This window comes from Dyadobacter sp. CY351, from assembly GCF_021502625.1.
Classification (GTDB): Bacteria; Bacteroidota; Bacteroidia; order Cytophagales; family Spirosomataceae; genus Dyadobacter; species Dyadobacter chenhuakuii.
The window spans coordinates 281,399-296,227 of sequence record NZ_JAKFFU010000001.1 but is presented as its reverse complement, the minus strand read 5'-3'; the positions used below and the strand labels follow the sequence as shown (position 1 = coordinate 296,227).

Below are 14,829 nucleotides of genomic sequence, written 5' to 3'. Positions count from 1 at the left end.
CCATGGAACAGTTGGACAAAATTGATACCAAGATCCTGCGCATCTTGCAAAAAGACGCGAAAAAGACGACAAAAGAAATCGCTACAATGTTAAATCTGACTGTGTCGCCGATCTATGAAAGGATAAGGAGATTGGAAAGCCTGGGATATATCAAACATTACGTGGCGATCCTGGACAAGAAGCTGATCAACCGGCAGGTAACGACGATCTGCCAGGTTTCCATGCGTTACCACAATGAGGCTTTTATCGAAAAATTCGAGCAGGAAATCCAGAATCTGCAGGAAGTTCAGGAATGTTATCATATGGCCGGACAAGTTGACTTTTTGTTAAAAATCAATGTCGCCAGCCTGGACGATTACCACGACTTCGTCAAATACAAACTATCCAAAATCGACAACATTGGCGTGCTTAACAGCACATTTGTACTCAAAGAAATCAAGCATACATCAGAATTTTACATCTGATCAAAGGCTGCTTTTGCCAACGTTGAAAGAAAGTGTTTTGCTTCCTGAAACTCCGGAAGGCGTAATACCCTGGATTACAACCTGATAACGCCCAGTCTGATCGGAAGTGTAGAAATCTAGCTTTGCCTTTCCGGAAGCGTCCGTGGTAATGTTCGGTGCCCAATGTAAAAGGTTTCTGAAATCCGGAATGCGGCTGTCGGCATTGCCTTTGTCGTACCGGGGCGAATAAAATTCGCGTTGCACCTGTACGCCTTCGTAAGGGATAACTGTCACTTTGGGATCGAGTTCAAAGCCCGCCAGATCATTGCGATAAGTCGAAAAGCTGGCAATTCCGGTAAAAGTCATCGGCCCAAGGAAGTAGCGGGAGTTCAAAACTTCTATTTTTTTGATCTTCAAAGGATCCATTTCCATGATCTTGTCTGTGTCGAAGATCGGAATGCCGTCCAGCAACACCAGCGGATCGGTGGTGTAAAATGTGTTCGGAAGCAGCTTATCCACCATTCGGAAATGGAATTCCTTTTGTCTCTTTCTAACAAGCACACCACGTACATATTCCCTCAAAACCTCCTCCATAGTAGGGAAACGGGTGAAATCATCGAGGAAATACTTTTCATCCGGCACGCCGAAAAACGCAACAGAATCGGCTAATGTTGCTTTTTGTTCCACCACCACCGGCGGCAGGAACACATTGGCCGTCTGCATGTTAATGGCCCGGGTAAGCAGCTGATTTTCCCAGGTTTTGCTAAAAACGAACGGCGCCAGCGGCCTGGTTGCAAATTGTTTGAAAAATGGACTCGCTATCTCGATACGATGAGTGGAGTCCATATTCAGGTTGGTCTGCAGAGTAATTTCTTTTGGCCCTGTGAATTTCCTGACTTCATACATAACATTGCCTTTCTGATCACTTTGGGCAACATATAACCGCGCCGGAAAGTCGAGCGCTGCGAGATATGTGTCAACGCCTTTGGCGGGAGTGCTGTCAATTTTGTTGATAACCCTGCCCTGGATCAAATGACCATCAAACTCCGGCAGGAATTCGAACGGAACGGCCTGGCCTACGAACACATTTTCCCACTTAAACCGGCGCCAGCCGTGTGTGAGCATTAAGTTGTCCAGCTGCCTGTCCGTATCGGCATTGTTGTTTGAAAAATAATATTCGGGAGATTCGACACTGCCTTTTAAGTCCGAAGAAAGCCACAAATGACTGGTAATGTCCGATTGCGGCTGGCTAACGATGGAATCTGCCAAATAAACGGCGACAGAGACATTGGCCAGTTCCGATGCTCTGGCGGAAGAGACGGCCGCTGAAATGTCCATATTCACTTTTTCCCTTGTTACAAAGGCATTTTTAATCGTTGCTTCAATGGCCAGCTCTTTCGCCGGTCTTTTGAAATACAACCTTTCACAAAGTGGTTTCAGTTTTTCATTGAAGATCGTAATGTGCGAAATCCCTTCTCCGAGTTTGGATTTGTCCAGAACAAAAACTGCCTTGTTATTTTTCAGATATTTCCTGTCCGCAGATGCATTAAGCTGCCGAGTGTGGCTCATGAGATAAACCGGCACGGGCTCATCGCTTACAACCGTTGCCGTTACAGTGACTTTCAGCAATTTATTGGTAGAATCTTTCAGCTGCATAACATATCCCCTTTCCTCCGCTTTGGGCAGCGGGAAAGTGAACTGCTGTCCCTTACCATCTTTTATGACTGCATTGTAAGTGGTGCCTGATTCGGGTTTTAATGTAAAAAACCCAATCCCATTCTTTTCAGGCTGAAACTTGGTAATGCTTTCGTTCTGGCTGTTGACAATGTCGCCTATGAAGCTGATGCCAGTGCCCTCTTTTCCAATGGCCCTGAATGCGACTTTACTTTCAATTCCCTGGACTAAATATCCGCCTTCGGGAAAAAACTGCACGTCATATTTTTCGGCTTCTTTTGCCAACCTGTCCGGATCGAAGCGCACAAATGGATTCACGATGGAGATGGAAGATTCAAAGAAATATTCAGGACCGTAATTCTTCATCCAGTTAGTATAGCAACGCACTTTATATTTTCCGCTCGCGATTGTAGACGGGATGAGGATAGAGCCATCTCCTTTGCCCTCGGCTAATGAGAATTTCGTTTGTATCAATGCATTGTTTTCAGCATCAAGTACTTCCAGATATGCGACTTTGCTCACATCCACAAACTGATGCGAGGATGCATTTAAATTATAAGCCTTAAACCAGATCGTTTCCCCGATCAGATACAAAGGGCGATCGAGATGGACATACATTTTTTCCTGCAACGCCTTTTCGGCATATAAGCCAAACCTATACTGAATCGACTTGACCATAGCGTCGTCCTGCGCCTTTGCGGATAAAGCGGCACAGAGCAGCATACAGCAATAGAATAAAATCCTTTTCATAAAATTATATGATCATTAAAATATCATTTCCAGAAAGATGGTCTTGTGGTTGTTCCACCTTGTGCCCGGCAATCGGCACAATCTTCGGAAGAACTTAAAATAAAAGTGCTTCCGCCTGCATCTATATATGAATTCAGCAGCACACCGTAGGATTTGTAAGCATCGTCTGGCGTGAGCGTATCGGGCGCAAGGCACATCGGCGAACGACCGAGTGCGGGCGTCATAAAAATGCGCTGTTTCTGTTCTGTAACCGCGCTGAAATAACCAAAAACCAGCTCCTTGGGATCTCCTGTATTCTTAATGTTGCCTGTAACCTGCGAAGGTTGTGGGTCAAAAAGACTTCCGGTTCCCTGCGTTGTCTTTGAAAGATCTGTCCAATATTCAAATGCCTCCCGTGACAATGCATACTGCCTGACCAGAATGCTGTACTTAATAAAGAGCTTATTTGTAGAGATATCAATGATATTGATCGGCAGATCTTTGATTATATCCTGATTCAACTTTATTGTTGAACCCAATTTAATGTCCCTGGATTCCAGTGTGTTCCAGCATGTACTGATATCGTCCCGCCGCGGAATAATTTCGCCTGCCTCCGTATCACGCACTAAACCTGAAAAATAAGCACTCTTGTACTCAAAAGTTTCTTCAAATTTCCACCGGTAAAACCGCGTGTTGTTTGCAGGATCGTGTGTGTTTACATAAATGATCATTGCATTTCTTCTCAAATCCAGCTTGTAGGTCAAACTGTCAATAGGAGGTGTTTGCGTCACAACCACATAATCGGATAAATATTCTCTGCCGTTCGACCGGCGAATGTGCAGGCGATATTTGGTGGTCATGTTAAAATTTACCGGCGGCAAAAGATAAACACCTTGCCCTTTTTCTTCAAATTCATATTTTTCACCACTTTCCGCATCCACTGAAATCCGCGCGCCGCCTTCCACAACAGGCCGTGTATCATCATTTGTATTCTGCGTGTTCCGTAATGTGATCCTGCTGGTGTCACTTCCCACATTAAGAAATCCGTCGACAACCAGAAAACTCTCTGTATTAGTGACTTCCGGCGGAGAAAACGGCTCAATGCAGCCGTATATAACCAGGATCGATGCAAGAAAAACCGCAGACTGATAACCCCAATGCATTTTTTTAACAGAAAACCATTTCCGTGTGACCATGTTAAAATCTGAAATTATAAGTGATGGTCGGGATAGGTTGTCCAAAAATAGAAAGCTGGTAACCGCTTACTTTGCCGCCGACGGTCTGGAAATAAACGGAGGTTGGATTTTTGCGGCCCAGTACATTGTATACGGCCAGCGTCCACGAACTGTGTGCCAGCTTTTTAATCCTGTGATTGCCTTCCAGGTTCAGCGAGACGTCTGTACGGTAATAATCCGGGATCCGGAACTGGTTTCTGTCTGCATAATAAACGCGTTGCGATCCATCGATCAGGTATTTCCCGATCGGCGGCGTGTACGGCCTTCCTGTGCTGTATGTAAAATTGAATGAAAAGCTTACACGGTGCGAGAACCTGTAATTGGAAATCAATGTAAAATCGTGCGGCTTATCATAGTTACTTGGATAGAAATTGCCATCATTAGGCGCATCCGGGGAATCGCGGTCAATGGCCCGCAGCAATGTCCGGGCGTATGTATAGCCCAGCCAGCCATTGAGCTTACCGGTCATTTTCTTGATCATAAATTCAACCCCATATGCCTTGGCTTTAGTATTCAGCACGGCGGCTTCAATGTTGTGATTCATAATCAGCGAATCTCCGCCTTTGTAATCCAGGAAGTTTTGAATGTTTTTATAATAACCTTCGAGTGAAACCTCGATCTTATTCCCCCTGAAATTCCGATATAACCCCACCGAGATCTGATCGCCGATTTGTGGCTTTACATAATTATCGCTGAGCTTCCAGATGTCCGTCGGCGAAACCGTCATGGTGTTGGTCAGCAAGTGGATATACTGGCGCAATGTATTGTAACTCACTTTCAACGAAAGATTATCAAATACGCTGTAACGCACCGAAGCACGATATTCCGGGCCGCCGTAGGACTTGATCTTCTTACCCGAGCCATATTCCTTTACACCATTCTGATAAATATATTCAATCGGAAGGCCTGGCACATAAGTATTTACATTTCTTGGCCCCAAATATTGGTAAAATGAATAACGGATCCCGGCAGTGATCGACAGCCTTGGGTTAACCTCAAATTTATCTTCAATGTAAATGGCGCTTTCGGTGCCCTGCTCGGCTTCCAGCACATCCGGAACGATCAGTGATTCAGTTCCTTTTGGTTGGAATGAGCCAGGATGCAGCTTGTAGTAAATGGTGCTCAGTCCAAAATCCAATGTATGTTTAGGATGCAGGACATAGCTCAGATCGGCCTTGAAATTGGATTGATTAATGTCAAATTTGAGATCAAAAGAATTAAGCGGCAGACCCGCAGCGCCCATTGCATACTGGTATTTTGTGTGAGCAGCCGTGAAAACACTGTATAACCTGTTATTAAATGTATGTTTCCATTTCAATGATCCCAGCTGGTTCTGATACGTGTAAAGTGTATCGCCATACAGCCTAAACCGGTCGTCGCTAATGTATCCGGTCAGAAATAAGCTGTTCTTTTCATTGATTTCGTGGCTTATATGGAGGTTTACATCATAAAAAGAAGCCGAGCTCTTATTATAATTCTCATTATCCAACCTCTTGATCAGCCAGCTGCTATAAGTGGACCGGCCGCCGAGTAAGAAGGAGGTTTTGTCTTTAACCAATGGCCCTTCCAATGTTAACCGGCCTGTTACCAAGCCAATTCCACCCGATGCCATAAACTTTTTCTTATTCCCATCCCGGCTGCTGATATCCAGAACCGACGCCAGCCTTCCCCCGAACTTGGCAGGGATCGTGCTTTTGTAAAGCTCCACGTCTTTTAATACATCCGGGTTAAATGCGGAGAAAAACCCGAAAAGGTGGGACGGATTATAGATAACGGCATCATTATACTGGATCAGATTCTGATCCGTTGAGCCACCGCGAACATTCAGTCCTGTGCTGTTTTCACCCACCGACTTGATACCCGGCAATGTCAGCACTGTACGCAACAGATCCGTTTCCCCAAACACGGTTGGTACTTGTTTCAGGTTTTTAATGGTCAGCTTAACCGTTCCCATTTGTGTCCCCACAACATTCTTATCCATCCCCGCTTTCACGGAAACTTCCTTCAACGCGATCACACTTTCACGCATTTCGACATCCAGTTTTCCATCAGAATACAGCATGACCTGGCGCTGCGTTTCCCGCATTCCGGTGCTCTTAATGTGTACAATCTGCTTTCCACGCGGGATGGTGAGCGCGTACAGGCCGAGCGCATCCGTAGTAACACCGATGGAAGGTGATGTGATAAATACTGCCGCACCGATGACCGGCTCGCCGGTTACAGCATTCCGCACATAGCCGGTTATGGTTGAGTTTCCAGGGGTTATGCGGTGTTTTTTGATGCCTATCTCGTGTAATTTGCTTTCAGCGGTTGAGAGCAGTCGTTCTTTCGCATCGTTTTCCGGACCGGAATAAGCGATGGTTCCGTTGTCACCAGCCAGATCCGGCTCGAAAAGTCCGGGCGTGAGTTGCGTAATGATCCGCTGGCCCTGGGTAATGTAAATGCGTTTTTGCGCATCAATGGAATATTCAAATTCCGAGCCTTTAAAAACCTGGTCGAGCACTTCGCGGATGGCGAGATCTTTAACGTTGAGATCCAGCGTAAGGCTGTCGAATTTGGAGGCGTCGTAGTAAAAATAGTAGCCCGTTTGGCTCTCGACCTGTTTTACGAAGTCATTGAAGCGCGCTGAATCCAGGCGCATGGTGATTTTCTTTTCCGGTGCCGACTGTGCGTAAGCATCTCTGGAAAACAACCCGACACTGAATAAGATCATTAAGGGTAAAAGTATTTTCATTGTTTGGCTAGTTTGTCGTAAGTGTCGACAATGGTGACGATGGCAGTTTCCCTGTTTTTCCTGAACTTAATTCTTTGATCTTTAAGCACTTTACGCAACTCCCTTTTGTATTCAGGAAACAGATTCAGCGCCGACTTTTTGGAACTGACGCCATAGTAACGGTCGCCTTTCCTGATGAAGAAGTTGTTTTTCTGGGGATATAATGCGATCACCATTTTATCCACGATCTTTTCCTGGCGCTGTTTTACCCGGCGGACGATTGTGCGCGATTTCCCTTCGTACAAGACATCATAAAATCCGGTGCGCATTTGTTCATTAATGTCCTTACCGGCCTCATATCGCACAAAATTGTGGTTGTCTACTTTGAAATAGTCAACCTTTTCGGATTGCAAAAGGATGTGATCGCCGTTGAAATGTTTGATTATGAGCTCATCTTTAAAGATGTCGTAAAGCATAGGGATGCTGTCAAAGCGCTGGCCGTCGTACATGATGACGCCGTTGTGCCATTTTCTGAACTCAAAAAACTGATGTTCTTCCGACCGGTTGTCGTAAACGTAATATTGCCGGCCGTTGTAGAGGTTCTGAGACTGGCTGGTCGCCTCCTTGTACATGGCGATCGGATATGCGGTCTCTTTGGCCTCGGCTACGCCACCATTTTGCCCGAAAGACTGGAATGCGAGACAGGAAAGAAGAAAAATAGTAAAGGTACAAATGCGCATGTATGGCCGGTTTGTTATGCTTAGTACGAAGTAGAGCTAACGAATTGTTGCAGTGGAGTATGCTGAAAAGGATGTGAACATAAGTTACATACTACATTCCAAATTTATTCAAATTAATTAGATTTCGATGTTATACATAACAAGTTTTAAATATAAATATTCCTGGCAAATTTATCCGTTCTTATGGAATCTCCTAACTTTGGAAACAGTTTACTTCCACACTTTCTGCTTACACATAAAATCGCTTTATGAAAATTTTAATTACCGGAGGAGCCGGTTTCGTAGGTTCCGCATTAGCCATATCCCTGAAAGTTAATTATCCTGATTACCAGGTTTATGCACTGGATAACCTTAAACGCAGGGGTTCCGAGCTCAATTTGAGCCGACTGAAAGCGCAGGGCGTTGAATTCGTGCATGGCGATATCAGGAATAAAGAAGATTTTGACTCGGTCCCGGCGGTTGACGTGGTGATCGAAGCTTCTGCCGAACCTTCGGTTCTCGCTGGCCTGGACGGCACACCTGATTATCTGATTAATACCAACCTGGTTGGGACCATTAACTGCCTTAATTATGCATTGAAGCATAAAGCTGGCTTTATTTTCCTCTCCACGAGCCGGGTTTATCCGATCAAAACCATTGAAACATTAAACTTCGTTGAAGAGCCTACGCGTTTTGCATTGTCGGACGACCAGCCTGTTGCCGGTGTTTCGTCCAAAGGGATTGCGGAAGATTTCCCATTGAATGGTGCGCGCTCTTTATACGGTACGACCAAACTGGCTTCTGAGCTAATCATCCAGGAATACAACGAGTTTTATAATCTCAAAACGGTCATTAACCGCTGCGGCGTGATCACAGGCCCCTGGCAGATGGGCAAAGTGGATCAGGGCGTGATGGTGCTTTGGATTGCAAAACATTATTTTGAACAGCAACTGGGCTACTTTGGCTACGGTGGAACTGGTAAGCAAATCCGTGACATGTTGCACGTAGCAGACCTTTACCGCCTGATCGACTGGCAGTTGCACAACCTTGATAAAGTTAACGGAGAGATCCTGAATGCAGGCGGCGGACTGGAAAGCAGTGCATCCTTGCAGGAATTAACGAAAGTTTGCCAGGAAGTTACCGGCAAAACGATCCCTATTAAAGTAGTACCCGAAAACCGCACCGCGGACATCCGGCTTTACGTGACGGATAACACGAAAGTAACAGCACTTACAGGCTGGAAACCTGAAATCGGCATCCGCCAGATCGTCGAGGACATCGCAGCGTGGCTCGCGGAGAATGAGAAAGATTTGGCACCGATATTGAAATAATTTTGAATGATTGAATGAGTGAATGACTGAATGTTTTAAAAAACGAGTATTCACTCATTCACTCATTCACTCATTCACTCATTCACTCATTCACTCATTGAATCTTGAAAATCATCGAATGTCCGCGGGATGCCTGGCAGGGAGTTCATCGCTTTATTCCTACTGAGAAAAAGGCGCATTACATTAACCAGCTGCTTCGCGTTGGGTTTGATACCATTGACTTTGGGAGTTTCGTTTCTCCCAAAGCCATGCCTCAGGTGAGCGATACTGCGGAATTAATAAGCCAGCTGAACACAGCTGGCTCCACTACCAAGCTGCTTGCCATTGTTGCTAACGAGCGCGGCGCCATCGAGGCATGCCAGTTTCCTCAGATCACCGACATTGGTTTTCCTTTTTCCATTTCCGAAACTTTTCAGATCCGTAATGCCAATTCCAGGATTGCAGAATCGCTGGAAAGAGTGAAGCGCATTGCAGCTTTGGCGGAGGACAATGGCAAGGCGCTTGTTATTTATATTTCAATGGGTTTTGGAAATCCCTATGGAGACGCCTGGAATGCTGAAATCGTGTTTGAGAACATTGAAAAGCTGGCTCAATCTGGCATCCGTACATTTTCACTGGCCGATACTGTGGGCGTAGCGCAGGAAAGCGACATTAGGAATGTATTTGCACAAATGCTGGCGCTCCGGCCTGATCTGGAATTTGGGGCACATTTTCATACAACACTTGGTCAATGGCGAGAGAAAGTTGCAGCAGCATATGAAGCAGGATGCCGGCGTTTTGATGGCGCAATGCTGGGTTACGGCGGTTGTCCCATGGCGCAGGACGAACTCGTAGGAAATATGCCGACCGAAAATCTGGTAGAATTTGCAAAAGAAAAAAAAGAACTGCTCAATCTGGATTTGCAGGCTTTGCAAAACGCTCGTGAGCAGTTCCTTCAATTGGTATAAATGTCTATTGACCTGAAAATTTACGTTTTACAATCGCTAACAGCGCTGTAACCGCCTCTCCATTCACATCCCAGGCATATTTGGACGCATAACGATGCCAGATCAGGTTTTGCGCTTCTTCAAAACTTTTCACCATATCCAATTCATAAATGGCTTTGTCGAAATGCTCACTGTTTTTGTCAAAAAGCTGATTAACAAACATGAAGCGCTGTCCCAAGGGAATAGAACCCGCAATGCTCTCCACTTTCACCGGAACGCTTCCGTATGACTTGTCGTCGTCATGTTTTGGCAGTTCCACTTTGTAGCGGCTGTTAAGGCTGTCTTTTTCGGTAGAATTTGTTTTAGCAATAATTTCACCGATCACTGCCGAAGCAGGTTCTGCGCGTGGTGGCGCAGGCTTAGCAGTTGCGTCCAGCTCATTGAATGCTGAATCGAAGAATGATCTGGATTCATTTCTGCCGCTCGTTGATGTATTTCTACCACTTTCAGAAATGCGAAGATCTGACAGATTGAGCGGGAAAACATCTGAGAATTGCAGCAAATAAGGATCCAAATCGTCGATAAGGTCCGGATTGCCTTTTAATTCGTATAACCAGCTAACGGCTTGCGTCTGATAAACCGAATTTGAGCCACTGTCTGTCAGGCGGGCTAACATCGCTTCTGCCAGTCCACGGTGAATGTGGGTATATTTAACAAGATGCTCTGCCTTTTCATGCGTAAATTCCGCATCCTGCTTTTCCCTGATTTTATCCTCGAAATAACTTTCCGGAGCCAGTAATAACCTGAGCGCGTCCTTCACAGAGTCCGATAATATGGGTTCCAGGTCGGCGCGTTTCACAGCTATATGTTGCGAAGCCGTGTTCATAAAATCTTCCAGTGCCTTTTTTACCTCTTCATTGGTAAAATCAAAATAGGGGCTCCGAAACTGTTCTGCGTTACTTCTCCAGGCGTCAAATAACCGGTTCAAAATTCCAAGGTTTACTTGTCTTACGGGCGTGAGTTTCAGTAATCCGGCTCCTGAGATCGTATCCTGGTCCCGGTACATCTCATTTAAGATCGTTGTGGTGAACCTGGCAGCGTATTGGTTGAGTGCAATTAAATTCAAATTATCCGGCATAACGAATAAGAGCTTTTGATAACGTCTGTGTTTAAAAAAAATGTGCTTGATTTGTAAAGATAAAGAAATTTGCCTGTTCGGCAGCCCCGTATCCCGTCAAACATGTTCATAGAACCATCGCATAGGAAAGAAAACGAGAGTCCGAGAACCGGCTGGATCGAAGTGATCTGTGGATCAATGTTTTCCGGAAAAACGGAGGAATTGATCCGCAGACTGAACCGCGCCAAAATAGCCCGGCAACGGATACAAATTTTCAAGCCTGCGTTGGATAAACGCTATCACGAGGAGAACATTGTTTCTCATAATGACAATTCGATCCGCTCTATTCCTGTCCAGACATCCCTTGAAATCCTGGACCGGGCCGAAAACTGTGAGGTGGTCGGCCTGGATGAAGCGCAGTTTTTTGATGAGAAAATTGTGGAAGTATGCACCTTGCTTGCGGATTCGGGCAAGCGGGTGATCGTGGCGGGGCTGGATATGGATTATATGGGAAAACCCTTTGGCTGCATGCCGCAACTGATGGCCATTGCCGAGTATGTCACGAAAGTGCACGCCATTTGCATGGTCTGCGGGGAAGTTGCCTCTCATTCCTACCGGCTTTCCCCGTCTAACGAACGCGTTTTATTAGGCGAAACCGATCTTTATGAAGCACGGTGCCGCCGCTGCTTTAATTTGGGTGAACAAGTATGAAAACCAGGAAATGGCTTATTGCTTCTCTGGCGCTGAATGCATTTCTGATCGTGTCAATTTGCGTTTTCTCATACATTTATCGTGATAAGATTATGCAAAGATTTGTTGCCATGAAAGGAAATCCGACCATTGTCATGTATGGAAATTCGATCACAGCACAGGGAAAATGGACCGCATTACTGGACCGGACGGATGTCCTGAACAACGGACTGCCCGGCATGAGCACTTATCACTTCCTGCAATTGCTTCCCACACATGTTATTAACCTGCATCCGAAGATATGTTTTGTAAAAGGCGGCATTAATGACATTACAGTCGGCGTTTCGCAGGAGCGAATGCAGGGCTACTATCAGGCTATTCTTGACAAAATAATAGAAAGCAAAATCATCCCCGTCGTCACGCTGACTGTCTATGAGCAAAATGATCCCGTTAGCAAAAAGGAAGTAGATACATTAAACGACTTCCTGATTAAATATTGCCAGGAAAATCAAGTTGCTTACATTGACCTCAATCAGTTTATTTCAGATTCAACGGGGCTGAAAGTTGAGTATGCTGTTGATAAAACGCATTTGAACGAGAAGGCTTATGAGATCTGGGGACGGGAGATTAGGAAGGTTTTGAAGGAAAAGGGAATTTGATCAAACATTATAAAACCAAAAACGGCCACTTCTTTCGAAACGGCCGTTTTTGGTATGCTATCTTAAATCCTAAACATTCACCTGGTTCATCACCTCGGTTTGCTTGCGGATTGATTCCATGTGAACAAGTTTGAAAAGCTCGTCAACAAGGTTTGGATACAAATTCATGCTTTTACCCCATCCTGCGCGTGTTTCCAAAACTTCACGGAAACGGTCAACCTGGTAAGCGGCAACGTTGTTATCGCGTTTGTACTCGGCCAATTTCTCAACCAAAGCCATGCGGTTTGCCAATGTTTCAAGCATTTCGCGATCCAGGTTGTCAATTTTGCCACGAATGATCTCTAATTGAGATTGGTAATCGCTGCCGTAAGACTCTTTACGAACGTGGAGGTCATGCAACATTTGACCAAGGGCGGCTGGCGTCAACTGCTGAGCAGCATCAGACCAAGCTTTGTCCGGCTCACGATGTGACTCGATGATCAAACCTTCATAGTTCAAATCGAGTGCACGTTGTGCCAATTCATACAAGTAAGCACGTTTTCCTGCCATGTGGCTTGGATCACCGATAACAGGCAATTCAGGGAAAAGTGTTTTCAATTCGATCGCAATGTTCCACATTGGGGAGTTACGGAACTTCGTTTCCTGAGCGTTCGAGAAACCACGGTGGATTGCACCCAATTTCCTTACGCCAGCCTGGTTCAAACGCTCCAAAGCACCGATCCACAATTGCAGGTCAGGGTTTACAGGGTTTTTCACCAAAACAGGAACGTCAATGCCCTTCAATGCATCCGCAAGTTCCTGAACATTGAATGGGTTCACGGTTGTACGCGCACCGATCCAGAGTATATCCACACCATATTTCAATGCTAATTCAATGTGCTGAGGATTTGCAACTTCAACAGCAACAGGCATTCCGGTTTGTTTCTTTACTTCCTGTAACCAGGGTAAAGCAGCTTCTCCCATGCCTTCAAAACTTCCTGGACGAGTCCTCGGTTTCCAAATTCCCGCACGGATTACGTGCGCAAATCCTTCCTCTTTGATCTGGATTGCGGTTTCTAACATTTGTTCCTCGGTCTCTGCGCTGCAAGGTCCGGCGATTACCAAAGGCTTACCTTCGGTATTGATCCAACTGCTTAACGGAAGGATATCTAAAGAAGCATTCATATTCAAAAACTTGTCCTTAATAAAAAATGATAATTGTAATATTTTGATCCGGTGTTATGCGTATTTCTGGGATTGACGTACATTTGATATAACAAAAGTCAATCAACTTCTTAATGCGTACTACTTTCTTCCAGTGATTTTAAGCAAAAACACTAAACTTTCACTTAGGAAAAACGTATAATTAAAAAATGGCATATCCTTCTCCAAAAGACGAAATACCTGTATTTTTTGAAGATACTTCCGTCGCATTTGCATCAAAATCAGACGCTCAATTACGGAAAACTTACTGGTTATTCAGCCTCATGAATCAGGCTCGAGTGGTAAATTTAGGCACTTTTTTTATAAAGCTTGCACTAAAACTTCACTTACCGATAAAAAATGTTATCCGTCTTACCATTTTTGAACAATTCTGTGGCGGTGAGACGATTAGGGACTGCGACCCAACCATTTCATTGCTCGGCCGGTCGGGCATTGGCACCATCCTGGATTACTCGGTGGAAGGTGAGGACGACGAAGCAAGCTTTGATGCTACAACGAATGAAATACTGAAAACGATCGATAAGGCGGCTTCCTCGGAAACGATCCCTTTTTCCGTGTTCAAGATTACGGGTGTTGCTTCCGCGGATCTGCTGGAAAAAATCCAGCGTAATGAGGAGCTTACAAGCGAGGAAGAGGCCGCATATGCCCGCATTCAGGAGCGTGTGGAGACATTATGCCGCCATGCACATGATAAGAACGTCCGCATTTTTGTGGATGCCGAAGAAAGCTGGATCCAGGGCATCATCGACGACCTGACCTACCGAATGATGCAAAAATTCAATCGCGAAAAAGCCATCGTTTACAACACATACCAACTTTACAGGCATGATACGCTGGAAGGATTGAAAAGTGCTTATCTCGCCGCACGGCAGAAAGGCTATTTCCTTGGCGGAAAGCTCGTTAGGGGTGCATATATGGAAAAAGAGCGGCTCAGGGCGAGAGAAAACGAATATTTTAATCCTATCCATGTCTCGAAGGAAGCAACGGACAGCGACTACAACGCAGCCATCGATTTCAGTTTAGACCACATCGAACACATTTCGATCTGCCTGGGCACACATAATGAATACAGCTCGCAATACTGTGCTGCCAAAATGAAAAAGCAGGGCATCAGCCGGAATGATGACCGGATCTGGTTTGCACAATTGCTGGGCATGAGCGACAACATTTCCTTTAATTTGTCGAAGGCGGGGTACAATGTTGCCAAGTATGTTCCTTATGGCCCGATTGACGCTGTTTTGCCTTATCTGATCCGCCGTGCAGAGGAAAATACGTCTATTGCAGGCCAAAGCAGCAGGGAGTATCTGCTGGTTAAAAGTGAATTGAAGAGAAGGGGAATCGGTTCTTTATAAGTAACTTATTACTTTCGCATTCTTGAAATTGTCAATTG

At 45.3% G+C, this 14,829-nt stretch carries 12 protein-coding genes; 6 read left to right on the top strand and 6 right to left on the bottom strand.

The features are described from left to right. The first annotated feature begins 2 nt into the window (after positions 1–2). Entirely contained in the window at positions 3–464 is a 462-nt protein-coding gene (locus L0660_RS01240; protein ID WP_026631284.1) for an Lrp/AsnC family transcriptional regulator, read from the top strand. Here L0660_RS01240 and L0660_RS01235 read toward each other — a convergent pair whose 3' ends face one another. The 4 genes from L0660_RS01235 to L0660_RS01220 are packed head-to-tail and all read right to left on the bottom strand — an operon-like array spanning position 465 to position 7,534. Then, the gene (locus tag L0660_RS01235) at positions 465–2,867 is read right to left on the bottom strand and encodes a hypothetical protein (RefSeq protein ID WP_235156897.1); all 2,403 of its coding nucleotides are present in this window, start codon (positions 2,865–2,867) and stop codon (positions 465–467) included. It abuts the gene before it with no gap. Positions 2,868–2,890: 23 nt separating this feature from the next. Further along, on the bottom strand, positions 2,891–4,009 hold the full coding sequence (locus tag L0660_RS01230; RefSeq protein ID WP_235156896.1) for a DUF4249 domain-containing protein: 1,119 nt from the start codon (positions 4,007–4,009) through the stop codon (positions 2,891–2,893). 34 nt (positions 4,010–4,043) lie between these two features. Then, on the bottom strand, positions 4,044–6,815 hold the full coding sequence (locus tag L0660_RS01225) for a TonB-dependent receptor (protein ID WP_235156895.1): 2,772 nt from the start codon (positions 6,813–6,815) through the stop codon (positions 4,044–4,046). After that, entirely contained in the window at positions 6,812–7,534 is a 723-nt protein-coding gene (locus L0660_RS01220; RefSeq protein ID WP_235156894.1) for a hypothetical protein, read from the bottom strand. The genes L0660_RS01225 and L0660_RS01220 overlap by 4 nt, the downstream gene beginning before the upstream one ends. A 248-nt stretch (positions 7,535–7,782) precedes the next feature. Between L0660_RS01220 and L0660_RS01215 the strand changes: the two genes are divergently transcribed. Both L0660_RS01215 and L0660_RS01210 read left to right on the top strand, forming a co-directional pair. Continuing rightward, complete coding sequence (locus tag L0660_RS01215; protein ID WP_233795176.1) at positions 7,783–8,844, top strand: NAD-dependent epimerase/dehydratase family protein; 1,062 nt, start codon at positions 7,783–7,785, stop codon at positions 8,842–8,844. A gap of 104 nt (positions 8,845–8,948) precedes the next feature. Next, positions 8,949–9,791, top strand: a complete 843-nt coding sequence (locus L0660_RS01210; protein ID WP_235156893.1) for a hydroxymethylglutaryl-CoA lyase — start codon at positions 8,949–8,951, stop codon at positions 9,789–9,791. A 4-nt stretch (positions 9,792–9,795) separates the two neighbouring features. On the opposite strand, the gene L0660_RS01205 is transcribed toward L0660_RS01210, so the two are convergent. Next, complete coding sequence (locus tag L0660_RS01205; RefSeq protein WP_235156892.1) at positions 9,796–10,908, bottom strand: hypothetical protein; 1,113 nt, start codon at positions 10,906–10,908, stop codon at positions 9,796–9,798. Positions 10,909–11,010: 102 nt separating this feature from the next. Between L0660_RS01205 and L0660_RS01200 the strand changes: the two genes are divergently transcribed. Together L0660_RS01200 and L0660_RS01195 are read left to right on the top strand one after the other, a co-directional pair. Beyond that, positions 11,011–11,598 (top strand): thymidine kinase, encoded by a 588-nt coding sequence (locus L0660_RS01200; protein WP_235156891.1) that lies wholly within the window; start codon positions 11,011–11,013, stop codon positions 11,596–11,598. Further along, on the top strand, positions 11,595–12,236 hold the full coding sequence (locus tag L0660_RS01195) for a GDSL-type esterase/lipase family protein (protein WP_235156890.1): 642 nt from the start codon (positions 11,595–11,597) through the stop codon (positions 12,234–12,236). The genes L0660_RS01200 and L0660_RS01195 overlap by 4 nt, the downstream gene beginning before the upstream one ends. A 69-nt stretch (positions 12,237–12,305) precedes the next feature. On the opposite strand, the gene L0660_RS01190 is transcribed toward L0660_RS01195, so the two are convergent. Beyond that, a complete protein-coding gene (locus tag L0660_RS01190; RefSeq protein ID WP_233795171.1) occupies positions 12,306–13,400 on the bottom strand; it encodes a chorismate mutase in 1,095 nt (364 codons plus the stop codon). A gap of 188 nt (positions 13,401–13,588) precedes the next feature. Here L0660_RS01190 and L0660_RS01185 point away from each other — a divergent pair, with 188 nt between their 5' ends. Beyond that, on the top strand, positions 13,589–14,791 hold the full coding sequence (locus tag L0660_RS01185) for a proline dehydrogenase family protein (RefSeq protein ID WP_235156889.1): 1,203 nt from the start codon (positions 13,589–13,591) through the stop codon (positions 14,789–14,791). Positions 14,792–14,829 lie beyond the last annotated feature (38 nt).